The sequence below is a fragment of the Luteimonas huabeiensis HB2 genome (assembly GCF_000559025.1).
Taxonomy (GTDB): domain Bacteria; phylum Pseudomonadota; class Gammaproteobacteria; order Xanthomonadales; family Xanthomonadaceae; genus Luteimonas; species Luteimonas huabeiensis.
Genome location: NZ_JAAN01000019.1, coordinates 71278 through 95765, shown reverse-complemented (window position 1 = coordinate 95765; position 24488 = coordinate 71278). Strand labels below are relative to the sequence as shown.

Sequence of the window (24488 nt, the reverse complement as noted above, 5' to 3'; positions counted from 1 at the left end):
CAGCCAAGCAAGGCTCCAGACGCGTCCACGAAGCCCTGATTTCTCGCCATTCCCGCTTTCGCGGGAATGGCGCCACTGACTTTCTCGACCAATCAAGTTCGAGCTTGAACTGCACCAGTTTCTCCAAGGCTGCACAACAGCGTACAAAGATCGCCAATGGCCGCAACAAAGATGCCCCCTAGAAATGTACCCCCAGCTTCACGCCCGCGGCCACGGCGTTGTTGTCCTTGAACTCGCCCGCGTAGCTGTGCGCACCGGTTTGGGCCTCCGCGTCGCCAAACCAGAAGTACTTCACGCCACCGGACAGTTCGACCTTCGGGGTCAGGCTGTAACGAACGCCCAGCCCGACATTCCAATACCCCTCGACCGGGCCAAGCGAGGAAACGGGATTGCCGGCACCACCATCCCAGCCGACCGACACCGAACCGACAATGGCCTGATTGAACCTGCGTGCCAAGCCAAGGTCGGCGGACCACTGATCCTTGGAATAATCGTCGAGATTGAAGCCGTCCGGCCTGCCGATCACCGGGCCGACCGCCTTCGCCAGTTGACCGAACATCGCCGGCTGGATCGAAAATTTCGACCACTGCACCCAGCGGACGTTGCCGAACAGGAGCGTGTCGGCCATGATGCCAGTCTGAAAATCGAGGTTCACCGACTGTGGCGTGACCACCTTCGTGGTGCCAGCGGCAAAGCCCCCCGCCAAATTACCGAGGGCAGCGCCGATGGCCTGCCCGGTTTCCGCCGGGATGCTTCCGTTCAGGACCAATTGCTGGATCAGTCCGCCAAGTTCTGCGCTGTTTGCGCCGACCGCTGCGACCAATGGCAAGGATTCCCGCATGTTGGCGTCGTAGTCGATCTCGGATCGATAGGTCAACGAAATTTTCAATGCAATGTCGGGGATTTCGTAGGCGACACCGGCCAGCCAGCCCCATTCGTGTGTGGAAGGCAGGCTCATGTCGTAGCCGTTGAACATGGAATACGTCGATCCGCGCAATCTCACGCTCCCTTCGACTTTCTGGTACACCGCGCCGCCGTAAATGTTCCAGTTCTCCGTCGGCTGATACCCAACGATTGCGGAAAGGGTGCTGGTTTCCACCTCGACCTTGGTGCCTCCGGAAATCCCGGCGTCCAGTCCGTAGGCCGCCAACTGCCCGTCCGACACGATGCTCGGGCCGGTGACCACGGGCAGCCCCGCAAATACCGCATCGGTCGGACTGGTAACGAAATCATTCTCCCCCTCGTATTCGGCTGCGGCACCGAAGGGCTCGTCATAAATGAACCCAACCGATACCTTGTCGAACGGCTGAAACTTGATGGTTGCCCCAACAAAATTGTAGGCGTTGGCGACATTGCCAGTGGGATTGCCGCTCATGTCCACGCCTTTCACGCTTGCGTCGAGCAGCGAGCCGCCGAATTCGAAGTAGTTTCCCCGTTCCAGGAATCCCAACAGCGACTGCCCCGAGCGATCGAGCGCCGAGCCATAAGCCACACCGCCCGCTGCCGCACATGCCACGCCAACCGACATGGCCAGCGCATTCTTTATCGTCCACATGTTCATGGCCCCTCCGCCATTTGTATGGATGGAAAATTGAAACAAACTAACTGATTGTGATGACGCCTCCTCTCGTGAAATTCCCGTCGCGCCGGCGCGAATCTATCCCGCGCATTGCAGGTCGAAATCCTCCTAGCCAGTGACTCCGTGGCCGGGTCATGTGCCTTGAAGCCTGCACATCGCCCGCTTCACCAGCCACTTGGCGGAAGCGAAGTGCAATGCAGGGAAATACCGGAAAAGCAGCGCAACCAGCTTCGCTTTACGTCCGGGAATGATCATCCACTGCCCGCGCCCAAGCCGCGCGAACATCTCGTCCACGGCTTCATCGATCTCCAACGATCCGGCCATATCCTTGAGAATCAACGAGATTTCGTCGTGGTTTCCAGGCGAGCGCTCCATCGCCACCATCGGCGTGCGCACCTCCGGCGGGCAGATGCAGCTGATGCCGATGCCGCGTGGTTCGTATTCGTAGCGCAGCGTCGCCGCCAGTCCGACCACGCCGAACTTGGACGAACCATAGGCGCTCAGGCCGTAATTGCCGGTCAGGCCCGCCATCGAGGCAACCAATGCCAGCCGGCTGCCGGGTTGCATGTGCGGCAACACTGCCTTGGCAATGTGGAAGCTTCCTTTCAGGTTGATGTCGACCACCTCGCGAAAATCCTCCGCGCCGGTCTTGCTCAAATCTCGGTTGAAGGTGATGCCGGCGCAGTGGATGACCAAATCCGGGCTGCCGAAGGTTTCGATGGTGGCGTTGACCACCGTTTCGACGCCGTTCCAGTCGCTGACATCGACACTGAAATCCTGCAATTTGGCATTGCCGCTTTGCGCGGCTTGCAGCAGTTGTTCACGCACGGGTTGCGACAAGTTGCGGTCGAATACGCTGACCTTGCAACCGCGACGCAGCAGGCGCAGGGCGAAGCCCAGGCCAAGCCCGCTGCCGCCGCCGGTGACGATGGCGTGGTTCCAGGCGTTCATCGTGTCGTCTCCGTGGTGGCTTCCGCCTGGAAGGACAGTGCGTCATCTTCGATCGGCTGGCCGAGCATGGCCCCGTCGAAGTTGTAGTCCATGACCACCCGCCAGGGCGCGTCGCGGCCCTGGCGTGGCAACACCGCATCGCCGCGCTGCACATAGCCGGATTGCATCGAATCCAGGATGCTGCTCCCCAGCCGAACCTGCGCCGGCGCATTCGGGGTGACGCGGGCAAAGCCGTTCGCCCGCATGTGGTTCAACAGCCGGCACAGGTAGCTGGAAACCAGATCGGCGCGCAGCGTCCACGGCAAATTGGTGTAGCCGAACACGAAACCGGCATTGGGCACGCCTTCGGCCAGCACACCCTTGTAGGTAACGCGATCACGGATCTGGACGGGCGTTCCATCTACTTCCACCGCGGTGCCGCCGAAGATTTCCAGGCGCAGGCCGGTGGCGGAAATGATGATGTCCGCTTCCAGTTCCGTGCCGGATTGCAGGCGGATGCCGTGTTCGGTGAAGGTTTCGATCCGGTCGGTGACGATGGAGGCCTTGCCTTCGCGCAATACCTGGAACAAATCACCGTTCGGCACTAGGCACAGGCGTTGGTCCCAGGGTTGGTAGTCCGGTGTGAAGTGGCGCATGTCCACATTCGGCCCAACCTGCTTGCGTACGTTGCGCAGCAGGAACTTGCGCATCAGTTTTGGCCAGCGCCGCGACACTTTGTAGATCATTCGCTGGATCCAGAGGCTGCGCGTGCGTGCCTGTGCCAGCACGCGCTCTTCCGGCAGGAAGCGACGCATCAGCCGCACCAGAGCGTCTTCGCTCGGGATCGTCATGATGTAGCTGGGCGAACGTTGCAGCATGGTCACGTGGCCGGCGCCGTCGCGCACCATCGCCGGCACCAGGGTCACGGCGGTGGCGCCACTGCCGACGATGATCGCGCGCTTGCCGCGGTAGTCGAGTTCTTCCGGCCAATGCTGCGGATGAATGAACTCGCCGCTGAACCGCTCGCGGCCCGGAAACTCAGGCTGGTAGCCGGCGTCATGGCTGTAGTAGCCGGTGCAGAAGATGACGAAAGGGGCGCAGATCTCGTGCGTTTGGCCGGAGGCCTCCTCCAGGGCATGCAGCGTCCATTGATTGCGTTCGCTCGACCAGCTCGCCTTCGTCACGCGCAGGCCAAAGCGGATCTTGTCCTGCACCCCGTATTCGGCGGCGGTGTCCTCGACGTACTGGCGGATGGCGTTGGCGTCGGCCAGGGTCTTGTCGCTTTTCCACAGGCGGAAGGCATAGCCGAAGGTAAACATGTCCGAATCCGAGCGGATGCCCGGATAGCGGAATAGATCCCAGGTACCGCCGATGCGCTGCCGGCGTTCGAGCAGTCCGAAACGGATGCCCGGCGCTTCGCGCGCCAGATGGCACGCCATGCCGATGCCGGACAAACCGGCGCCGACGATCACGACGTCATATTCGATCATTCTCGTTTCCCTCCCAAAATTGGTTGTTTTCCCGTCCCGAGCCGACGGGGCGGCATCAACGCGGCGCGATGCCCTGACGTCGCATTTCCATGCGAACCAGATGGATGTAGGCATTGGGCAGTAGGCGGGCGAGCCAGTCATGGACGATGCCGTCGCTGATGAAGATGCGGGCCGTGTTGCGCCTGACGCCGCGCAGGATCGTCCTGGCGGCTTTCGCGGGCGGTGTACCTTTCTGCAAATTGGCGTGGAACTTGCCCGATGACGGACCTTGATAGTCGGCGTTGAGCGTGATGTTGGTGGCGACGCGCCCCGGATGTACGGTATGAACGGTCACGTTCCCGATGCCGCGGATGCGATGCTCTGCACGCAGCGCATCGGTGAAGCCGCGAACCGCGAACTTGGTGGTGCAATAGGGCACGAGGTACGGCAAGGCGAGGATGCCCTGGGCACTGGAGATATTAACGATTGCCGCCTCGGGCCGCTGAACCAGCGACGGGTAGCAACGGCGGGTGGTATGCACCACGCCCCAGTAATTGATGTCGGTGATCCTGTCGAAATCGGCATCGCCGAGTTCGTCGAACACGCGGTCGCCGAGGGCGATGCCGGCATTGTTGACGAGCAGGTCGATATGGCCGAAACGCGCGATCACCTCGGCGATGAAGGCGTCGATCTGGCTGCGCTCTGCCATGTCCACCGTCGCGGCAAAATGCGGTGCATCGAAGCCGGCGATGTCGCGCTCGGTCTTGTCGAGATGGGCGATGTCGCAGAACGCGACCTGCGCGCCGGCGCGCGCCAGTTCCACGACCAGGGCATTGCCGATGCCCGTCCCGCCGCCGCCGGTAACGACGGCAACCTTGCCCTTGAAGTCTCTCATTGTCTCCCTCCTCCGACGGGGGAAGCTACGCGCAACCGGCATCAGAGACTTGTCATTTCACGACAAAAGCAACAGGATCGACTTGGACGATAGGGAGGGGTGACAAATGGGTATTTCGTACCAAGTGCGGATAGCTTGTCTGACAGGCTTCGAGGAAGAAGTCGCAACTTTGGGCGGCGATCCGGCAACCTTGCTGGACGAAGTCGGACTGTCACTTGCTGCACTGCACGAGGGCGATTGCCTGGTCGATCTGAGTCGCGTCATCCGCGTGCTGGACAACGCTGCCCGGCAACTGGAGTGTGCCGATTTCGGCATGCGCGTCGCTTCGCACCAAGGCATCGTCATGCTCGGGCTGCTGGGCAAGCTGCTGGCGAGCGAGCCGAACCTGGGCGCTGCCTTCGTCACCACGCAGCACTTCATCACCTTGCACCACACCGCCGAGCATTGGCGCATGCAGTGCCACGGCAAGCAGGCCCATATCCGTCTGATCGAGCACTTCCACGCACCAGCGCTGCGCGCGCAACAGCACCGGGAGATGGCCTTGGCGACTTTCGCCCGGCTGGCACAGGAACTGGGCGGGCCAGGTGTGTGGCCGCTGCGGGTGGAGATCAGCCACAGCCCCGTTGCGCCACTGAAGGTGTACCAACGGCATTTTGGCTGCGAGGTGCTGTTCGACCAGGAACAGGATTGCCTGGTCTATGACGAGAAGTGGCTGGCGTGCCCGGTACAACCGGTGTCACGTGCAGACGACGAATGCATCGACGCTTACCTGCGCGAGCACCTGGCACGCTGTCGGGACAGTCTCGAACTGCAGGTACGCAGCCTCATCCTGCAAACCATCGGCGCACGTCGGCACTCACTGCCACATATCGCGGCACTCCTGGAAATGCACCCGCGCACGCTGCAACGCAGGCTGCAGGACGAGCATCTGAATTTCAAGCAATTGCTCAACGAGGTGAAGATGCAGACAGCCTGCTGGCATTTGCAGGCTTCGTCCATCGACATCACGCGACTTTCTGGCATGCTCGGGTATCGAAACTTGGCCGCGTTCTCCAAGGCCTTTCGGGAATACCACGGTACATCTCCGTTGCAATGGAAAAGGCTGCACGCGACAAGGACAGAACAATCACATGCACATCGCCCCACCAAGGCAGATTCCGATGCCAGGAAATAGTTGATTTCCGGTGATGCCGTCAATTCGCCGCGGCGCCAGTTCGATGTTGCGACGATCTATTGCACCGTCAAAGGAGCGCGGAGCAGTCAGTCGCGCGCGAACTTCACCATCGAAGGGGGGGGGTTGCGGCTGGTAAGGAGGCATTGATGGGGCAAGTCCTCATTGCCCAGGCAGACCAAAGCCCGGCAAGTCTGACAAGAATGCGGCGCTGGTCATCGGGATCATGGCGCCCTGACGGGGCTGAGGTGCTGCCGAACCGAGCGGCGAAAGGCCGCCGGGCGCCCCTGGATGTTTCAGTACGTGGCAAGGTCGTTCAACGCGCGCATATCCTTCAGGCGGACTAGCCGGGGCGACTGGCGCTGGACCATACCCTCGGTTTCCAGCTTGGCCAGGGCCCGGGACACGCTTTCATGGGTCAACGCCAGGTAGTCGGCGATGTCCCGGCGGTTCATTGGCAGGGAAACGATCCGGGTTTCCGGATCGTAGTACTGGTTACTGCGCAGGAACTCGAGCAAAAACGAAGCCAGGCGGCGGCATGGGTCGCGCTGGCCGAGGACGATCTTCTGGCGTTGTGCCTTGCGTAGCTCCTGGGCGGCCTTGGCGAGGAAAAGCAGTTGCAGCCGGGCGTCCTGCACCAGCAGGCGCTGCAGATCGTCCAGTGGCAGCCGGTACAACTTGGTTGGCGCCAGCGTGCGCACGGTGTTGAGGTAGCGTCCATCTTCGGACAGTCCGAACAGGTCGCCGGGATACAAGAATGCGACAATGTGCCGGTCGCCGTCGCTCTTCTGGTAGGTGGTGAGTTCGACCATGCCCAGATCAAGGAAATAGAGCGCGTCGGCGACCTGCCCCTGGTGATACACGATCTGGTCGCGGCATGTGTACTTCAATGCCGAAGCAATGCTTTCCAGGCGTGCGCGCTGCTTTGGCGTCAGCAGGTGGTCCAAGTGGTCCAGGTCGGTGTCTTGGCTGGAGGAAATTGCTGGCGAAGTCGTGCCAGGGGCGGTCATTGCCATGATCGGTTTTCTGTCGACATATTTTCCCGCGAACGTCGCCCTAAGTATGTGGCGTTTGGCCTGCGAAAAGTCCCCGCCATCACGGTCCGTGGCGCGCGCAGGGGCTGATGTGGCCCAGAGGCCGCAACTGGGCTGCACGTGCCGGCGCCGATTTGAAACTGACCCGGGATGGAGACGACCACGCGAAGTGGCCGTCTTTGGATAATTCTACGGCTCGCCGGAATTGAGGGCTAGATCGCCGAAGCGTCCTCCCCGTCGGCGCCGACGGCACCCAGCAACGGGCACCCGCCGCGTGCCAGCATGCGCATGTCAGTATTGAGGCCGAGAGCGGCGAAGAAGTACAGCAGCAGGATCGCCAGCGTGAAGCCGACGAAGGCATCGATCTTCACCGTCATCGGCATCCCACCCCCGCTTCGGCCGCAGCCGGGGCGCTGCCGTGCTCCAGGACGTCTTCGTGCAGGATGCGGCGGATCTCGATAATCGCCGCCGCGGTCTCCTGCACGCTATGGAAGGAGCGGATGACTTTTTCGGATTCGGCGCCGTCCAGGTGCGAACTCCAGTAGGGCACCACGCCATCGTCGGACTCGGCCAGCGGCTTCTCGGGGTCGTAGTGACCGATGATCGAGTGGTAATGCACGCATGGGGAGATCGGCAAATCGGCAGCCGCCTGGACGAACGGATCGGATTTGTCGAGATTGTCGATGCTGTTGGGGATCTTCGGCTGCGGCTGCGCGGCCTGCGCCTGGCCGGCATGCGCCAGATCCTGGATCACGTCGCCAAAGCCTTCCAGCAAGGTGAGCGGCAGGCGCACGAAACCGCCGATCCAGCGGCCCAGGCGACTGCCGGCAACGTCGGTGCCGCGATGCGGGCTGGCGATGAAGATGGCCCGGTCCACCTCGGGCTCCGGTTCGAAATGCAGCATCGGGCCGATTCGCTCACGCAAACGCTGCATCCTGCCGTCATCGAGCGCGCGGCCGTCGAACAGCCGGTTCCACAACCCATCCCCCACGGTCGAGGACACCATCAACCGAGCGATGACGCCGCCCATGCTGTGTCCGACCAGCACCATGTCGCGCGAGGCCGGGGCCGTGCCCTGCGGGTCGAAATACTTCAGCACGTCCGCCAGGGTTTGGCGGATCGCATGATGGCTGACCGGGATCGGCATGTTGGTCGGGTAGTAGAACTGCCAGATCTGGAAGTGCTGGCGGATCTGTTTGTCGCCCATCAACTCGTTGGCCAGGTTGACCCAGGCTTCCGGACTGCTCGCCAGCCCGTGGACCATGAGGATCACCCGACGCTGGGGGTCGTAGGGCTGCATCAGGAACAGGCGCGGGCGGTCGATGCCCTGGTCCTTGCCGAGCAGGCTCCGCAGCGACTGGCGGGCAAAACCGGAACGCGCCAGCCACAGTCCATAACCGGCAGTGAAGTTGGCCGCCAAGGGCACATCCTGGCCGTGCAGTTCGATCTTTTCCTCGCGATACGGATCGTGGGCGGAGAGCTGGGCGTCGTGCGTGGACAACACCTGGGCGAGATTCTCGCCCGGGAAACGCAGCAGCGCGGTGACCGCCGTTTCCGGTATTTCGCTCCATAGCGGGACCGGTGGCCGCGCAGGCCGTCCGGCGCCCGCTGCATCGGCGCCCGACACGGACGCGACCGGGTCGTCGGCCATCACCGCCACCAGTTCGGCACCGAAACCGTCGCGTCGGTAGGTGCTGCGCAACCCGGCGAATCCCAGCGACGAAGCCGGCAGCAGGTCCTGCAACTGCGCACCCTGGCCCGGCAGGCGCAGGCCGGACAGGTCCGCGCGGAAGTTCCATCCGCCCAGCCGCAGTACGCCGTCGACCGGGGTTCTGTCGCCTCGCTCCAGGCGGGCAAACAACAACGACGACGCCTCCTGCACCGCCAGGTTGTAGTAGTCCCGCACCTGCGTCTGGCGGTCCTCGAACGCGCGGGATCCGGGTGTGCGTTCGCTGAAGAACAGGTAGGCGTAGGCATGCCGGGCGACCTCCAGCCACGCGCCGATGCGCGCGTCGCCGGCATCGGGCACCACGCCTTTCGTGGCCGCGGGCAAAGACTGGGCTTGTCGCAACCACAGTTCGGACAGGGCCGAATGTCGCCGTTCGTCGGACAGGCCGGCCGCGTCGGCTAGGGTCTGGATGCAGGCCACGGCTTCGGGCCTGGTGCAGGCTTCGCCATCGCCATCCAGGCCCGCGACGCGGATCGTCTCCAGGGTGGCGGCACTGAACTTGCCGCTGGTGAGGATGTCGCCGCGCTTGAGGGCGATGTATTCGCCGGGCGTCATCGGTTCGATCTCGACCGCCGGGCCGAGCTCGCGCAGGATCGCGCAACCGCTCAGCAGCAGCGACGCCAGCGCCAACATGGCCGATCGCAGGATCCATCCGCGCGACGCCCGGGCACCATTGCCAGCGAGCCGGTGGCCGACTATCTCGGCGACAGCAACTCCATCAGCATGCGCTTGTGATCCTGGCGCATCTCCGCCAGCGGTATGAACGTGTCTTCCCCGAACAGCAGGTGATGGCATATCCAGCTCACGGCCGGGGTACCGACCAGCAACCGGCTGTCCGTCATCACCCCGCGGCGGATGATGCCACGCCGGATGCACTCGTCGAGGAGGGCCCGGTCGTTCAGCAACTGGCACGCCATGATCCTGTCGTGCCAGCGCCGGAGCAGGGCGGCAGGGATGCGCCGGCTTTCGAGCACGAGCAGCCGGAAGGTCGCCAGAGTCTTCGGCTGTTCCAGCGCGAGATAAACGCCATCGAGATAGGATTCGACGATCGATTCCAGCGCGTTGTCCCTGTCCAGGGAGATTTCGCCCCGTTCGGACGGAACCAACACCGTCATCAGCAGGTCTTCGAAGATATCTTCCTTGCTCTTGTAGTGCGCATAGATCCCCGCCTTCGACAGCCCGGCACGGGCGGCGATGGCCTCGACCGTGGTGGACGTGTAACCCCGGTTCGAGAACTCGACGAACGCCGCATCGAGGATCTCCGGCTTGCGCTCGGCGGACGGCAGGTAGCGACGACGGCGCTTGCTCGTTGGGGTTTTCCGGCGGACTGCGGTGGTCAAGGCGCTTCCTCTCGATGACGCGACGCGCCTTCGCGTCGCCAAAACACAGCATGTTAACGGCAGGCTGCCGACGGGAGGGTTGCTGGTGGCATTGGACAGGCCCGCCCAGGCATCCGCTGTCGGGACGGCGCTTCTTGGCCGGCCGGGAGACGGAACCCCACTCCTCGCAGCCGTCCACGGGACGAGTCGACATGAAATCGATCATCAGGTCGTGAGAAGGGAGTGCTATACTACACAAAACGACCAAATAGTTGTTTCATGCTTGCGGCGCTCCTTCCATGCCGTCCAAGCCACGCGGGGGATACCGGGGAATTTCGCGTCGAGGCCTGCCTGCCATTGAAACATCCGACCATCAGGTTGTTTTTTGATTTGGATCAATGCTCCTCCCCTCCGAAGCCCTCATGATTGCTGCACCACAACATGAACTGGTCTGAACCGAGCATGCCCCCTGCACCGTTGGACCCCAGCGCAATGGACATCAAGGCGCGCGCCGCGATGGCCAACGCCTTCGCCTCGGTCTCGCCGCAGTCGGCGCTGCTGGCGTGGCTGGACTGGGCCTCGCATCTGGCCGCCTCGCCCGGCAAGCAGTCCGAACTGGCGGCGCTGGCGCTCGAACAGGCCTCGGCCCTGGCCGGATACCTGCGCGAATGCCTGATGGCCGGCCCCGGCGAGGCGCGCGCCTGCGTCGAGCCGCCGGCGCGGGACCGCCGCTTCGCCGCGCCGGAATGGCGGCAATGGCCGTTCAACCTGTGGCATCAGGCGTTCCTGCTCAACCAGCGCTGGTGGGAGGGCGCCACCCGCGGCGTCGCCGGCGTGGACCGCCACCACGAGAACGTGGCCGCCTTCGCCGCGCGGCAATGGCTGGACATGTTCTCGCCCGGCAACCAACTGGCCAGCAACCCGGTGGCGCTCAAGCGGACCGTGGAAGAAGGCGGGGCCAACCTGCTGCGCGGTTTGGCGTATCTGTCGGACGACATCGAGCGCCGGCTGGCCGGCCGACCGCCCGCCGGCACGGAGGCATTCGTGCCCGGCCGCGATGTCGCGATCACCCCGGGCAAGGTGGTGCTGCGCAACCGGCTGATCGAACTGATCCAGTACGCGCCGACCACCGGAAAGGTGCATCCGGAACCGATCCTGATCGTCCCGGCGTGGATCATGAAGTACTACATCCTCGACCTGTCGCCGCACAACTCGCTGATCAAGTACCTGGTCGACCAGGGCCACACGGTGTTCTGCATCTCGTGGAAGAACCCCGACGCCGGCGACCGCGACCTGGGCATGGACGAATACCTCGACCTGGGCTTCCGCGCCGCGCTGGACGCGATCAACGCGATCGTGCCCAAACGCAAGATCCACGCCACCGGCTACTGCCTCGGCGGCACGCTGCTGTCGATCGCCGCGGCGGCGATGGCGCGCGACGGCGACGAGCGCCTGGCTTCACTGAGCCTGTTCACCGCGCAGACCGACTTCAGCGAGCCCGGCGAACTGGCGCTGTTCATCGACGAAAGCCAAGTGACCCTGCTTGAAGCGCAGATGCAGGAAAAAGGCTACCTGCGCGCCGAGCAAATGGCCGGCGCGTTCCAGATGCTGCGCTCCTACGACCTGCTGTGGTCGAAGCTGGTCAACGTCTACCTGCTTGGCGAGCGCCGGCCGATGAACGACCTGATGGCCTGGAACGCCGACGCCACGCGGATGCCGGCCAAGATGCATTCGCAATACCTGCGCCGGCTGTTCCTCAATGACGACCTCAGCGAAGGCCGCTACCCGGTGGACGGGCGGCCGGTGTCGCTGGGCGGCATCACCCTGCCGACGTTCTGCGTCGGCACCGAGACCGACCACGTTGCGCCGTGGCGCTCGGTCTACAAGTTGCACAACCTGTCGCCGGCGGAGATCACCTTCGTGCTGACCAGCGGCGGGCACAACGCCGGCATCGTCAGCGAGCCGGGCCGCCCGAACCGCCGCTACCGCGCGCGCACCCGCCCGGCCGGCGGCAACCATTACCAGTCTCCCGAGGAATGGGTGCAGACCACCCAGGTGCAGGAGGGCTCGTGGTGGCCGGAATGGGTCGCCTGGCTGCGGAAGCGCTCGGGTGAACCCGTCAAGCCACCGGCCACCGGCGCACCGGCCAAAGGCTACAAGGCCGTGGACGACGCCCCCGGTCGCTACGTCATGGAGAAGTGACGTGGGCATCCTCGACGGCAAGAAGGGCCTGATCATCGGCATCGCCAACCACCACAGCATCGCCTGGTCGTGCGCCAAGTCGATGGATGCGGCCGGCGCCACGCTCGGCGGCACCTGGCACTCCGACAAGTCGCGGCCGCATGTCGAGCCCCTGCTCGATGCGCTGGGCGCGGAGATCCGCCGCCCTCTCGACGTGCAGGACGACGGCCAAATGCAGGCCCTGTTCGAAGAGGTCGCCGAGCGCTGGGGGGGGCTTGACTTCGTGCTCCATTCCATCGCCTTCGCGCCGAAGCCGGATCTGCACGGCCGCGTGACCGACAGCTCGCGCGAGGGGTTCGGCTTGGCGATGGACGTCTCCTGCCATTCCTTCGTTCGCCTGGCGCGCCTGGCCGAACCGCTGATGCCCGACGGCGGCAGCCTGATCACGATGAGCTACCTGGGCGGCGCCGAGGTGATTCCGCACTACGGGATCATGGGGCCGGTGAAGGCCGCGCTGGAATCGGCCACGCGCTATCTCGCCGCCGAACTCGGCCCCGCCGGCATTCGCGTCAACGCCATCTCGCCCGGCCCCATCCCGACCCGGGCCGCCTCCGGGTTGAGCGCCTTCGATGCCCTGGTCGCCGACAGCGCGGCACGGGCGCCGATGCGCGGAACCCTGTCCACCGACGACGTCGGCCCGCTGTGCGCCTTCCTCGCCAGCGACGGCGCCCGCGCCATCACCGGCTCCACGCTGTACGTGGATGGCGGCTACCACATCCTCAACTAGCCAGCCCCTTTCGCACGTGCCGAGCCGATACCGACCATGACCTCTTCCCCCCCCCGGACGACCCCCCTGCTGCCCCGGGCCTGTGCGGGTCTTCTCGCCGCGGCGCTGGCCGGTTGCGCCTCAATGGCGCCGCGCTACGAAACGCCACCGCTTCCCGTGCCCGACGCATGGCTCGGCTACGTCGCGGCCGATGCCCCGGGCGTCGACGCCACCACGCTGCCCTGGCGCGACTATTTCCGCGACCCGGCGCTGCAGCGCCTGATCGAGACCGCGCTGGCCAACAACCGCGACCTGCGCATCGCCGCGCTGCGCACGGAGGAGGCGCGCGCGGCGTTCCGCATCCAGCGCGCCGACCAGTTCCCCGGGATCGGGATCGGCGCCCAGGGCGCGCGTGCGCGCGTACCGGGCGACCTCAACCTCACCGGCCAATCGGTGGTCAGCGGCGAGTACCGCGCCGAAGTCGGCCTGAGCAGTTGGGAACTGGATCTGTGGGGACGCGTGCGCAGCCTGAAGGAATCGGCCCTGCAGGCGTGGCTCGCCACCGATGCCGGGCGCCGCGCGGTCGAACTGGCGCTGGTCGCCCAGGTCGCCGACGGCTACCACGGCCTGCGCGAACTGGACGAGCGCGTCGCTTTGGCCCGGCACACGGTCGAAACGCGCCAGGAGTCCTACCGCATCTTCAGCCGCCGCCACGAGGTCGGCGCAACCTCGAAGCTGGAACTGACCCAGGTGCAAACCCTGCTGACCCAGGCGCAGGCGCTGCTGGCGCAACTGGAACTGGCGCGCGCCAGCCAGCTTCACGCGCTGGGACAATTGATCGGCGCGCATCCGGGGCCGTTGCCGGAGGCGGCCCCCTTCGACGAAACCCTGGTTCTGGCCGAACTGGCACCCGGCCTGCCCTCGACCCTGCTGGTGGCGCGGCCGGACATCGCCGCCGCCGAGCATGCGTTGCGCGGCGCCCACGCCAACATCGGCGCCGCGCGCGCGGCGTTCTTCCCGCGCATCGCGCTGACCGGCACCTGGGGCAGTGCCAGCGCCGAACTCGACGGCCTGTTCGAGTCCGGCAGCCGCGCCTGGACCTTCGCGCCGGTGCTGTCGCTGCCGATCTTCGACGGCGGCCGCCGCCGCGCCAACCTCGATCTGAGCCAGATCCGCCGCGACATCGCCGTGGCCGAGTACGAGAAGAATATCCAGACCGCATTCCGCGAGGTGGCCGACGCGCTGGCCGCGCGCCGCTGGCTGGGTGAACAGCTGCAGACCGCGCGCACCGCCCTGGACGCGCAGGCCGAGCGCGCGCGGCTGGCGCAGCTGCGCTACGACAACGGATCGGCCGCCTATCTGGAAGTGCTGGACGCCCAGCGCGACCTGCTCGCGGCCGAACAGCAACTGGTGCAGGCGCGGCGCGCACTGCTATCCAGTCAAGTCGCGCTATATGCCGCCCTCGGCGGCGGCACTTCCGTCCCCACTCCCTGATCGTCCCGGATCGCACATGGATATCTCCCCCTCCCTGAAGAAGAAGCTCCTGATCGCTGCCGCGGTCGTCGGTGTCGCCCTGCTGGCCTGGTGGGCATGGCAGACGCTGTCGGACAACGGCCCAGGCGACGGCTTCGTCAGTGGCAACGGCCGCATCGAGGCCACCGAAATCGACGTAGCCACCAAACTGCCGGGCCGCATAGAGGACATCCTGGTGCGCGAAGGCGACTTCGTCGCCGCCGGCACGCCGCTGGTCACGATGCAGCTGGACTCCCTTCGCGCACAGCGCGACGAGGTCGTGGCGGCGCTGCGCCAGGCGGAGAACAACGTGGCCGCGGCCGAGGCGCAGGTTGCCCTACGCGAGAGCGACGCCGTCGCTGCCCAGGCCCTGGTCGGCCAACGCGAATCCGAACTGGATGCGGCGCAACGACGGCGGGCACGTTCGGAGACGCTGTCCAGCGAGGGGGCGGCCTCGATCCAGGAACTGGACGACGACCGCGCTGCCGTGCGTGGCGCACAAGCCGCCCTGGCCGCGACCCGGGCCCAGGCCAATGCGGCGCTGGCCGCTGTCAATGCCGCCAAGGCGCAACTGGTGGGCGCTCGATCGGCAGTCGAGGCGGCCACGGCGACAGTGGCCCGCATTGAGGCCGACATCCGCGACAGCGAACTCAAGAGCCCACGCGATGGGCGCGTGCAGTTTCGTGTGGCGCAACCCGGCGAAGTCCTTGGGGCGGGTGGCCGTGTGCTGAATGTCATCGACCTGTCCGACGTCTACATGACGTTCTTCCTGCCCAGCGAGTTCGCCGGTCGCGTCGCCCTGGGCAATGAGGTGCGCATCGTGCTGGATGCAGCACCCGAGCTGCCGATTCCGGCCAAGGTCTCGTTCGTCTCCAGCGTCGCGCAGTTCACCCCCAAGACGGTCGAGACGGCCTCGGAACGCCAGAAGCTGATGTTTCGCATCAGGGCACAGATTCCGCCGGAATTGCTGCGCGAGCATCTGGAGCAGGTCAAGACCGGCCTGCCCGGCGTGGCATGGGTCAAGCTCGATCCGCAAGCGCCTTGGCCCGCGGCGCTGACGACCCGGCTGGCGGAGTAGTCCATGACGCCCCCTCAAGCCACCGAGCCTGTCGCACAGATATCCAGCGTGACGCTGCGCTACGGCAAGACCGTGGCGATCGAGGATCTGAGTCTGGACGTGCCCGCCGGCTGCATGGTGGGTCTGATCGGTCCTGACGGCGTGGGCAAGTCCAGCCTGATGTCGCTGCTGGCGGGAGCGCGCGCCATGCAGGAGGGACGCATCGAAGTCTTGGGTGGGGACATGTCGCAGAAGTCGCACCGCGACGACGTCTGCCCCCGCATCGCCTACATGCCGCAGGGGCTGGGCAAGAACCTTTATCCCACGCTGTCGGTCGAGGAGAACCTGCAGTTCTTCGCGCGCCTGTTCGGCCACGGCGCGGCCGAACGGCGCCGGCGCATCGACGATCTGACCCGCAGCACCGGCCTGCATCCCTTCCTCGATCGTCCCGCCGGCAAGCTCTCCGGCGGCATGAAGCAGAAGCTCGGCCTGTGTTGCGCCCTGATCCACGACCCAGATTTCCTGCTGCTCGACGAGCCGACCACCGGCGTCGATCCGCTGGCGCGGGCGCAGTTCTGGGATCTGATCGACCGCATCCGCATCGATCGTCCCAACATGAGCGTGCTGGTGGCCACGGCTTATATGGACGAGGCCCAGCGCTTCGACTGGCTGGTGGCGATGGACGACGGCAAAGTGCTGGCCACGGGAACGCCCGCCGAACTGCTGGAACGTACCGACAGCGCCGACCTGGAACAGGCCTTCATCCGCTTGTTGCCGTCGGAAAAGACGCGCGGGCATGAGCCGGTGACGATCCCGCCGCTGCAAGCCGACGAGGACGACATCGCCATCGAGGCGCAGGGCCTGACCATGCGCTTTGGCGATTTCACTGCGGTGGATCACGTGTCCTTCCGCATCCGCCGTGGCGAAATCTTCGGCTTTCTCGGCTCCAATGGCTGCGGCAAGTCGACCACGATGAAGATGCTGACGGGCCTGCTGCCCGCCACCGAAGGTCGGGCCTGGCTGTTCGGCCATGAAGTGGACCCCAAGGACATCGACACGCGCCGCCGCGTCGGCTACATGTCACAGGCTTTCTCGCTGTATGGCGAGCTGACCGTCCGGCAGAACCTGGTGCTGCATGCGCAGCTGTTCCACGTGCCGGAAAGCGAAGTCCAGGCGCGAGTGGACGAGATGGTCGAGCGTTTCGGGCTGGGCGACGTGGTGGATCGCCTGCCCGATGCCATTCCGCTGGGCATGCGCCAGCGCCTGTCGCTGGCCGTGGCGATGGTGCACAAGCCCGATCTGCTGATTCTGGATGAACCGACCTCCGGCGTGGATCCCGTCGCGCGCGATAACTTCTGGCGCCTGCTGGTCGAGCTGTCGCGGCGCGACAAGGTCACCATCTTCATCTCGACCCATTTCATGAACGAGGCTGCGCGCTGCGACCGCATGTCGATGATGCACGCCGGCAAGGTGCTCGATAGCGACGCGCCGGCCAGACTGGTGGAAAAGCGCGGCGCCAGGACGCTCGAAGAAGCCTTCATCGGCTATCTGGTCGAGGCCAGCGGCGGCCAGTCCGACGCAGCGACGCCCGCACCCGTGTCTGAACCCGCGCCCGCGCCGGCCGCGCCGCACCCAGGCAGGCGCCGCGCGTTCAGTCTGCAACGGCTGCTGAGCTATAGCTGGCGCGAAGCGCTCGAACTGCGACGCGACCCGGTGCGCGCCACGCTGGCGCTCGCCGGTTCGCTGATCCTGATGTTCGTGATCGGCTTCGGTATCTCCATGGACGTCGAGGACCTGCGCTATGCCGTGCTCGACCGAGATCAAAGCAGCATCAGCCAGAACTACACGCTCAACCTGGCCGGTTCCCGGTACTTCCTGGAGCAACCCCCGCTGGCCGATTACGAAGACCTGGACCGGCGCATGCGGCGCGGCGAGATCTCCCTGGCGGTCGAGATTCCGCCGGGCTTCGGGCGTGACGTCCTGCGAGGGCGCGACGCCGAAGTCGGCGCATGGATCGACGGGTCCATGCCCACGCGCGCCGAGACCATTCAGGGCTACGTGCAGGGCATGCACCAGCATTGGCTGGCCGAACAGGCGAGAATCCGGCTGGGCGCCGATACCTCCGGGCCGGCAACCGCCCAGCCGCGGTACCGCTACAACCCAGACATCGAAAGCCTCAAGGCCATGGTCCCCGCGGTCGTGCCGTTGCTGCTGCTGATGCTGCCGGCGATGCTGACCGCGCTGGCCGTCGTGCGCGAGAAGGAACTGGGCTCGATCATCAACCTGTACGTCACGCCAGTCACCCGCACCGAGTTCCTGCTCGGCAAGCAGTTGCCCTACGTCTTGCTGGCGATGATCAATTTTCTGAGCATGAGCCTGTTGGCGGTCACGGTATTTGGCGTGCCCATCACCGGCAGCTTCATGACGCTGTCGCTGGCGACGTTCTTCTTCTGCATCATCGCCACCGGCATGGGGCTGCTTGCTTCGACGATTACGCGCAGTCAGATCGCGGCGATGTTCTTCACCATGATCGGCACCATGCTTCCAGCCATCCAGTTGGCGGGCCTGATCAACCCCGTGTCGTCCATGGAAGGCACCGCGCGCGTCGTCGGCGAGATCTATCCGGCCACGCACATGTTCAACATCAGCCGCGGCGTCTTCAGCAAGGCTCTGGATTTCTCCGATCTGCAAAGCGCGCTGTGGCCCATGCTGGCGGCCGTACCGGTCATCCTGGCCGCCGCAGTGGCGCTGCTCAAGAAGCAGGAGCGTTGAGATGCGCAGGATCAAGAACATTCTGCGCCTGGGCCGCAAGGAATTGTGGAGCTTGGCGCGCGACCCGATCATGCTCGTGCTGATCGTCTACGTCTTCACCGCGTCGATCTACACCGCCGCCACGGCGCTGCCCGAAACCCTGCACAACGCCTCGATTGCGATCGTCGACGAGGACCAGTCGCCGCTGTCGGCGCGCATCGCGTCGGCCTTCTATCCACCCGAGTTCGTGCGCCCGAAGATGATCACGCTCGGCGAGATGGATGCGGGCATGGACAGCGGCGAATACACCTTCGTGCTGAACATCCCGCCGAACTTCCAGCGCGACGTGCTGGCCGGGCGCAATCCCGAGTTCCAACTGAACATCGACGCCACGCGCATGAGCCAGGCGTTCTCCGGCAACGGCCACATCCAGCAGGTGGTGATGGGCGAGATCAACGAGTTCGTGCAGCGCTACCGCCCTGCGCAGACGCTGCCCGTCGATCTGGCGCTGCGCGCGCGCTTCAACCCCACGCTGGAGAAGTCCTGGTTCGGTGGCATCGCCGAGATCATCAACTCAGTGGCCATGCTCTCGATCATCCTGACCGGCGCCGCCCTGATCCGCGAGCGCGAACACGGCACGATCGAACATCTGCTGGTCATGCCGGTCACGCCCGGCGAGATCATGATTTCCAAGATCTGGTCGATGAGCCTGGTGGTGCTGCTGGCCACCGCCATGTCGATCCACCTGGTGATCCGTGGCCTTCTTCACGTCCCCATCGAAGGCTCCATCACGCTGTTTCTGTGCGGCGCCGTTCTGTGCCTGTTCGCCATGACCTCGCTGGGCATCTACATGGCCACGCTCGCGCGCAGCATGCCGCAGTTCGGGCTGCTGCTGATGCTGACGCTGATGCCCATGAACATGCTTTCCGGTGGCTCCACGCCGCGCGAGAGCATGCCCGAGCTCGTGCAAAACCTGATGCTGCTCACGCCGACCACCCATTTCGTCGATCTCGGCCAGGCCATCCTATTTCGCGGGGCGGGCCTGGATGTGGTCTGGAAACCCTTTCTGGCGTTGTTCGTGATCGGCACGGTGCTGTTCGTGCTGTCGCTTCGGCGCTTTCGCAAGGCTATCGGTCAGATGGCATAGGTACTGCCCCGCACCGGGGTTTTCATCACTCAAAAGGAAATCACGTGAGCACCGAAACGCTATCCCTGGATCTGTACAAGGCCAACGTCGAACTGCAATTGCGCATCACCCGCCTGTTGCAGGAGTCCGGCCACCAATGGCTGGAAGCCGTGCAGCGCGCCAGCGCTGAAAACATCGCCGAAACCACCGCCGAGATCGAGGGGCTGATGCGCGCGGGCAACTGGCAGGCGCTCGTCACGCTACCCAGCGAGTCGTTCTGGCGCCTGTTCCAGAAGCGCACGGGCGACATGCAACTGGTCAACCAGATCGCCCTGAAGAACCAGACCTCGTTCGCGAGCGGCCTGCAGCAGGCGCTGCAAGCCTGGCAGAAGTCGGTGGGCGAGACGGTCGGCAACCTTGGCAATGGACTGCCGGTGCAGGACTTCTTCAAGCAGTGGACCGATAGCTGGACGGCTGCCGCGTCAATGGCCAGCGGCGGCAGCAACACAAGCGAGAAGAAGGCATGAACGCAACAGCCCAACAACGCACGGCCCTGGTGACCGGCGGCATGGGGGGGCTGGGTGAAGCCATCGCTCGGGCTCTTCATGACGCAGGCCACAGGGTGCTGGTCACCCACTCGCGCACCGACGAAGCCGCCAATGCCTGGCTTCAGAAGGAACTTGAGGGCGGCTACACCTTCCATTCCTACGACGTGGACGTCGCGGACTGGACGTCGTGCCAGCGCATGGCCGAACGCATCCATGCCGATGGCCATCGCGTGGACATCCTCGTCAACAACGCCGGCATCACCCGCGATGCGACGTTCCGCAAGCTCAGCAAGGAGAACTGGGATTCCGTGCTGCGCGTGAACCTCGATTCGATGTTTCACGTGACCAAGCCTTTCATCGACGGCATGCTCGAACGCGCCTGGGGGCGGGTCATCAACATCTCTTCGATCAACGGCAGCAAGGGGCAGTTCGGGCAGACCAACTACTCCGCCGCCAAGGCCGGTATCCACGGCTTCACCAAGGCGCTGGCGCAGGAAGTCGCGCGCAAGGGCGTGACGGTGAATACCGTGTCGCCCGGCTACCTGGCCACGAGCATGGTCACGCAGATGCCCGAAGACGTCGTCAAGCAGGTCGTCTCCGGCATTCCGGTGGGGCGCCTGGGCCGGCCCGACGAGATCGCGGCACTGGTCGCCTTCATCGCCAGCGATGCCGCCGCGTTCATGACCGGCAGCAACGTGTCGATGAACGGCGGCCAGCACATGTACTGATGCAATCGCCGGATCGCCCCGGTCCGGTGCCCTTTTTCCCGTCTCCCACGCACACACAAGGACACACCATGCGCGACATTGCCATCGTTGCGGCTACCCGTACCGCGATCGGCGCCTTCCAGGGCAGCCTGTCCGGCCTGCCCGCCCCCGAACTGGGCGCACACCTGATCCGCGGCATCCTTGGAGGCACCGGCGTTGTCCCCGAGCAGGTCGACGAAGTGATTCTCGGCCAGATCCTCACCGCCGGCAGCGGCCAGAACCCGGCCCGCCAGGCCGCCGTGCAGGCGGGGCTGCCGTTCGATGTGCCGTCGATGACGATCAACAAACTCTGCGGTTCCGGCCTCAAGGCCGTGCACCTGGCCGCGCAGGCCATCGCCCTGGGCGACGCGGACCTGATCCTCGCCGGGGGCCAGGAGAGCATGAGCCTGGCCCCCTACGTGCTGCCCAAGGCACGCACCGGTCTGCGCCTGGGCCACGCGCAATTGGAGGACAGCCTGATCCGCGACGGCCTGACCGACGCCTTCAACGACTACCACATGGGCATCACCGCCGAGAACCTGGCCGAGAAGTACGGCCTGAGCCGCGAGCAGCAGGACGCCTTCGCCGCCGCCTCGCAGGAAAAGGCGATCAACGCGGTCGCCAGCGGCCGCTTCCGCGACGAGATCACGCCGGTCTCGATTCCCCAGCGCAAGGGCGACCCCCTGGTGTTCGACACCGACGAACAGCCGCGCGCCGGAACCACCCTCGAATCGCTCGCCAAGCTCAGGCCCGCCTTCAAGAAGGACGGCACGGTCACCGCCGGCAACGCCTCCACGATCAACGATGGCGCCGCAGTGCTGCTGCTGGCCAGTGCCGAGAAGGTTAAGGCCCTGGGCCTGCCGGTGCTGGCCTGGATCAAGGCCTGGGCCAGCGCCGGCGTCGATCCGGCGATCATGGGCATCGGCCCGGTGCCGGCCACGCGCAAGACGCTGGAAAAGGCCGGCTGGAGCCTGGATGAGCTGGACCTGATCGAGGCCAACGAAGCCTTCGCGGCGCAGTCGCTGGCGGTATCGAAGGACCTCGGTTGGGACATGGACAAGGTCAACGTCAACGGCGGCGCGATCGCGCTCGGCCACCCGATCGGCGCTTCCGGCGCGCGCATTCTGGTCAGCCTGATCCATGAGCTGATTCGCCGGGATGGCAAGAAGGGCTTGGCAACGCTGTGCATCGGCGGCGGTCAGGGCGTTGCGCTGGCTATCGAGCGCTGAACGAGATTGCCGCGAAGGGAGACCGAAGCCATGAACCAGAGTGCAACTTCAGATCGGCCGACACTGGGGCAGCTGCTGCAGGACCCGATCGGCCTTGCCCGCGCGGCCACCGAGTATGCGACCGACACCTGGCAGCGTCTGGCGCTGTATGCGGACATACAGCGCCAGCGCGGCAACCAGTACCAGGCCCACTTGCGGGAAGCAGTACCGAACGTCCTCGATTTCCCCGCCGAGCTGGTGATGAAGGGCACCGATCTTCCCCGCCCGGTCAACTACGGTCTGGTGCGCATCCTGCCGTTGGCCGACCAACCGGTCGACCCCCTTAAGCGCCCGTTCGTGGTGGTCGATCCCCGTGCCGGCCACGGGCCGGGTATCGGCGGCTTCAAGCCTGAAAGCGAAATCGGCGCGGCACTGGCCGCAGGGCATCCCTGCTATTTCGTCGGCTTCTCTCCTGATCCCATTCCGGGTCAGACCATCGAGGACGTCATGCATGCCGAAGCAGCGTTCATGCGCAAGGTCGCCGAACTGCATCCGCAAAGCGTAGGCAAACCGGCGGTGATCGGCAACTGCCAGGCGGGCTGGCAGATCCTGATGACAGCGGCAGTATGGCCCGATCTGTTCGGCCCGATCATCGTTGCCGGCGCGCCGCTGTCCTACTGGGCCGGCGACAACCCGATGCGCTACGGCGGTGGTCTGACCGGCGGAAGCTGGCTGACCTCGCTGACCAGCGACCTCGGCGCCGGCCGCTTCGATGGCGCCTGGCTGGTGAAGAACTTCGAGAATCTCGATCCGGCCAACACGCTGTGGAAGAAGCAGTACCAGCTCTACAGCCAGGTCGATACCGAGGGGCCGCGCTATCTCGGGTTCGAGAAATACTGGGGCGGCCACGTCTTCCTCAACGATGTCGAGATGCAGTACATCGTCGACAACCTGTTCATCGGCAACAAGCTGGCCACCGCCAAACTGGTCACCTCCGACGGCGTGCGCATCGACCTGCGCAACATCCGCTCGCCGATCGTGGTGTTCTGCTCCTACGGCGACAACATCACCCCGCCGCCGCAGGCGCTGGGCTGGATCACCGACCTGTACCGCGACGACAACGACGTCCTCGGCCACGACCAGACCATCGTCTACGCCACGCACGACAGCATTGGCCACCTGGGCATCTTCGTCTCCGGTAGCGTCGGCCGCAAGGAACACCGCAAGTTCACGGCCAACATCGACATCATCGACCAGTTGCCCGCCGGGGTGTTCAAGGCAGAGATCGGCGACGTGCCGCAGCAGGACGGCCCGCCCGACGCCAGCCAAGACCCGTTCTTGCTCAGGCTGAGCCTGAGCAGCGTCGAGCAAGTACGCGCGATCGTCAAGCCCGATCCGCGCAGCGAGCGGCGCTTTGCCGCGGCCGCGCACGTGTCGGAGATCAACCTGGCGCTGTACCAGAGCTACCTGCAACCCTGGGTGCGCGCGTTTTCCACGCCTTTTTGCGCGCAGTGGATGCAGCGGCTGCATCCGGCACGCATGGCCTATGAGTGGTGGTCGGATGACCATCCGCTAGCCGGCTTTGTCCGCGAGGCGGCGGCACAGGTCCGCGGGCAGCGCCAGTCGGCCACCGCCGACAATCCTTTCCTCCAGGCGCAGCAGGCGCTGTCGGACGCGGTGGTCTCGATGCTCGATCAGTACCGCGACAGCCGCGACCAGATCTACGCGACGATCTTCGACACGCTCTACAGCTTGCCTTGGGTTCAAGCATTGACCGGCCAGAACATGCGCGACGAGCGCTCGCCGCGCCAGCACCCGGGCGACACGCCCGAACACCGAAAGTTCATGGCCGACAAGCTGGCGGAGCTGAAGGAAAGCTTTCTCGTCGGTGGCGCGCCGGAGGCGGCCATGCGCGCGCTCACGCACATCTTCAGCGCGCGCGGCGAGGCGGACGAGCGGCATTTCCGCCACGCCGCCGAACTCGTCCCGCCCGAGCGCCGCGTCGAAATCGACGTCCAGGCCTTCCGCCAGCTTGGCCGCCAGCAAGTGCTGCTGATGCGGCTCGACAGCCAGGCGGCGCTGGCGGCCATCCCCTACCTTCTCAGGGATGCCTCCGCCGACGAGATACGCCAGGCGGCCAAGGCGATCGTCGACGTGGTCACCGCCGGCGATCCACTGTCGCAAGACGAGCAGGCCCGTCTGCAGCAGATGCTCGATCTGTACGAACGGGCCGCGCGGCAGGCACAGCCTTCGACCGAGGCTGCGGCGCAGGCCGCGCAGCCGCCATCGGCGCCGTCAGCGAGCAGCCCTCGGCACACGGTTTCGCCGAAATCGGCTCCTCCGAACCCGGCCAAGGCCAGTTCCTCGCGCAAGGTACCGAGCGCGCCCTCGGCCACGCCGAATCCGCGCGGCAGGCGGCGCCCATGAGTCTGCACCGACGCCAATCGCGCACGGCGGTGCGCCTGTA

General features: G+C 65.3%; 19 protein-coding genes. 11 read left to right on the top strand and 8 right to left on the bottom strand.

The features are described from left to right. Positions 1–178: 178 nt before the first annotated feature. The 4 genes from Z164_RS0107435 to Z164_RS0107420 all read right to left on the bottom strand — a co-directional run bounded on the left by Z164_RS0107435 (position 179) and on the right by Z164_RS0107420 (position 4873). Positions 179–1561 (bottom strand): outer membrane protein transport protein, encoded by a 1383-nt coding sequence (locus Z164_RS0107435; RefSeq protein ID WP_043689566.1) that lies wholly within the window; start codon positions 1559–1561, stop codon positions 179–181. A 150-nt stretch (positions 1562–1711) separates the two neighbouring features. Continuing rightward, on the bottom strand, positions 1712–2530 hold the full coding sequence (locus Z164_RS0107430; RefSeq protein WP_024890076.1) for an SDR family NAD(P)-dependent oxidoreductase: 819 nt from the start codon (positions 2528–2530) through the stop codon (positions 1712–1714). Further along, positions 2527–3999 (bottom strand): flavin-containing monooxygenase, encoded by a 1473-nt coding sequence (locus Z164_RS0107425; RefSeq protein ID WP_024890075.1) that lies wholly within the window; start codon positions 3997–3999, stop codon positions 2527–2529. The genes Z164_RS0107430 and Z164_RS0107425 overlap by 4 nt, the downstream gene beginning before the upstream one ends. 55 nt (positions 4000–4054) lie before the next feature. Then, entirely contained in the window at positions 4055–4873 is an 819-nt protein-coding gene (locus Z164_RS0107420; RefSeq protein WP_024890074.1) for an SDR family NAD(P)-dependent oxidoreductase, read from the bottom strand. Positions 4874–4979: 106 nt separating this feature from the next. On the opposite strand from Z164_RS0107420, the gene Z164_RS0107415 reads away from it, so the two are divergent. After that, the gene (locus Z164_RS0107415) at positions 4980–6047 is read left to right on the top strand and encodes an AraC family transcriptional regulator (RefSeq protein WP_024890073.1); all 1068 of its coding nucleotides are present in this window, start codon (positions 4980–4982) and stop codon (positions 6045–6047) included. 293 nt (positions 6048–6340) lie between these two features. On the opposite strand, the gene Z164_RS0107410 is transcribed toward Z164_RS0107415, so the two are convergent. The 4 genes from Z164_RS0107410 to Z164_RS0107395 all read right to left on the bottom strand — a co-directional run bounded on the left by Z164_RS0107410 (position 6341) and on the right by Z164_RS0107395 (position 10147). Further along, positions 6341–7060, bottom strand: a complete 720-nt coding sequence (locus tag Z164_RS0107410; RefSeq protein ID WP_024890072.1) for a Crp/Fnr family transcriptional regulator — start codon at positions 7058–7060, stop codon at positions 6341–6343. 230 nt (positions 7061–7290) lie between these two features. Then, positions 7291–7455 (bottom strand): hypothetical protein, encoded by a 165-nt coding sequence (locus tag Z164_RS22765; RefSeq protein ID WP_160170684.1) that lies wholly within the window; start codon positions 7453–7455, stop codon positions 7291–7293. Next, positions 7452–9440: an esterase/lipase family protein gene (locus Z164_RS0107400; protein ID WP_024890071.1), complete on the bottom strand. Its 1989-nt coding sequence runs from the start codon at positions 9438–9440 to the stop codon at positions 7452–7454. The genes Z164_RS22765 and Z164_RS0107400 overlap by 4 nt, the downstream gene beginning before the upstream one ends. Before the next feature lie 62 nt (positions 9441–9502). After that, positions 9503–10147, bottom strand: coding sequence for a TetR/AcrR family transcriptional regulator (locus tag Z164_RS0107395; protein WP_024890070.1), 645 nt, complete (start codon positions 10145–10147; stop codon positions 9503–9505). 471 nt (positions 10148–10618) lie between these two features. On the opposite strand from Z164_RS0107395, the gene Z164_RS0107390 reads away from it, so the two are divergent. From Z164_RS0107390 to Z164_RS0107345, 10 genes are all read left to right on the top strand, one after another. After that, the gene (locus tag Z164_RS0107390; protein ID WP_236621771.1) at positions 10619–12328 is read left to right on the top strand and encodes a PHA/PHB synthase family protein; all 1710 of its coding nucleotides are present in this window, start codon (positions 10619–10621) and stop codon (positions 12326–12328) included. 1 nt (position 12329) lies between these two features. Further along, a complete protein-coding gene (fabI, locus tag Z164_RS0107385) occupies positions 12330–13094 on the top strand; it encodes an enoyl-ACP reductase FabI (RefSeq protein WP_024890068.1) in 765 nt (254 codons plus the stop codon). 36 nt (positions 13095–13130) lie between these two features. Beyond that, positions 13131–14567, top strand: a complete 1437-nt coding sequence (locus Z164_RS0107380; protein WP_024890067.1) for an efflux transporter outer membrane subunit — start codon at positions 13131–13133, stop codon at positions 14565–14567. 16 nt (positions 14568–14583) lie between these two features. Beyond that, a complete protein-coding gene (locus Z164_RS0107375; RefSeq protein ID WP_024890066.1) occupies positions 14584–15663 on the top strand; it encodes an HlyD family secretion protein in 1080 nt (359 codons plus the stop codon). Positions 15664–15666: 3 nt separating this feature from the next. Next, positions 15667–18414: a ribosome-associated ATPase/putative transporter RbbA gene (gene rbbA / locus Z164_RS0107370; protein WP_024890065.1), complete on the top strand. Its 2748-nt coding sequence runs from the start codon at positions 15667–15669 to the stop codon at positions 18412–18414. Between the two features lies 1 nt (position 18415). Then, entirely contained in the window at positions 18416–19540 is a 1125-nt protein-coding gene (locus tag Z164_RS0107365; protein ID WP_024890064.1) for an ABC transporter permease, read from the top strand. Positions 19541–19584: 44 nt separating this feature from the next. Further along, positions 19585–20046, top strand: a complete 462-nt coding sequence (locus Z164_RS0107360) for a phasin family protein (RefSeq protein WP_024890063.1) — start codon at positions 19585–19587, stop codon at positions 20044–20046. Then, the gene (gene phbB / locus Z164_RS0107355; RefSeq protein WP_024890062.1) at positions 20043–20795 is read left to right on the top strand and encodes an acetoacetyl-CoA reductase; all 753 of its coding nucleotides are present in this window, start codon (positions 20043–20045) and stop codon (positions 20793–20795) included. Before Z164_RS0107360 ends, phbB begins: the two co-directional genes overlap by 4 nt. 68 nt (positions 20796–20863) lie before the next feature. Continuing rightward, positions 20864–22042 (top strand): acetyl-CoA C-acetyltransferase, encoded by a 1179-nt coding sequence (locus Z164_RS0107350; RefSeq protein ID WP_024890061.1) that lies wholly within the window; start codon positions 20864–20866, stop codon positions 22040–22042. 30 nt (positions 22043–22072) lie between these two features. Then, on the top strand, positions 22073–24448 hold the full coding sequence (locus Z164_RS0107345) for a DUF3141 domain-containing protein (RefSeq protein ID WP_024890060.1): 2376 nt from the start codon (positions 22073–22075) through the stop codon (positions 24446–24448). The last annotated feature ends 40 nt before the right edge of the window (positions 24449–24488 follow it).

What these genes read in the sequence shown, in the direction of transcription:
- Z164_RS0107415 (WP_024890073.1), top strand. Translation starts at nt 4,980, where the DNA reads ATGGGTATTTCGTACCAAGTGCGGATAGCTTGTCTGACAGGCTTCGAG.
- phbB (WP_024890062.1), top strand. Translation starts at nt 20,043, where the DNA reads ATGAACGCAACAGCCCAACAACGCACGGCCCTGGTGACCGGCGGCATG.
- Z164_RS0107410 (WP_024890072.1), bottom strand. Translation starts at nt 7,060, where the DNA reads ATGGCAATGACCGCCCCTGGCACGACTTCGCCAGCAATTTCCTCCAGC.
- Z164_RS0107390 (WP_236621771.1), top strand. Translation starts at nt 10,619, where the DNA reads ATGGACATCAAGGCGCGCGCCGCGATGGCCAACGCCTTCGCCTCGGTC.
- Z164_RS0107380 (WP_024890067.1), top strand. Translation starts at nt 13,131, where the DNA reads ATGACCTCTTCCCCCCCCCGGACGACCCCCCTGCTGCCCCGGGCCTGT.
- Z164_RS0107430 (WP_024890076.1), bottom strand. Translation starts at nt 2,530, where the DNA reads ATGAACGCCTGGAACCACGCCATCGTCACCGGCGGCGGCAGCGGGCTT.
- Z164_RS0107420 (WP_024890074.1), bottom strand. Translation starts at nt 4,873, where the DNA reads ATGAGAGACTTCAAGGGCAAGGTTGCCGTCGTTACCGGCGGCGGCGGG.
- Z164_RS0107400 (WP_024890071.1), bottom strand. Translation starts at nt 9,440, where the DNA reads ATGTTGGCGCTGGCGTCGCTGCTGCTGAGCGGTTGCGCGATCCTGCGC.
- Z164_RS22765 (WP_160170684.1), bottom strand. Translation starts at nt 7,455, where the DNA reads ATGACGGTGAAGATCGATGCCTTCGTCGGCTTCACGCTGGCGATCCTG.
- Z164_RS0107435 (WP_043689566.1), bottom strand. Translation starts at nt 1,561, where the DNA reads ATGAACATGTGGACGATAAAGAATGCGCTGGCCATGTCGGTTGGCGTG.
- Z164_RS0107365 (WP_024890064.1), top strand. Translation starts at nt 18,416, where the DNA reads ATGCGCAGGATCAAGAACATTCTGCGCCTGGGCCGCAAGGAATTGTGG.
- Z164_RS0107425 (WP_024890075.1), bottom strand. Translation starts at nt 3,999, where the DNA reads ATGATCGAATATGACGTCGTGATCGTCGGCGCCGGTTTGTCCGGCATC.
- Z164_RS0107345 (WP_024890060.1), top strand. Translation starts at nt 22,073, where the DNA reads ATGAACCAGAGTGCAACTTCAGATCGGCCGACACTGGGGCAGCTGCTG.
- rbbA (WP_024890065.1), top strand. Translation starts at nt 15,667, where the DNA reads ATGACGCCCCCTCAAGCCACCGAGCCTGTCGCACAGATATCCAGCGTG.
- Z164_RS0107375 (WP_024890066.1), top strand. Translation starts at nt 14,584, where the DNA reads ATGGATATCTCCCCCTCCCTGAAGAAGAAGCTCCTGATCGCTGCCGCG.
- Z164_RS0107350 (WP_024890061.1), top strand. Translation starts at nt 20,864, where the DNA reads ATGCGCGACATTGCCATCGTTGCGGCTACCCGTACCGCGATCGGCGCC.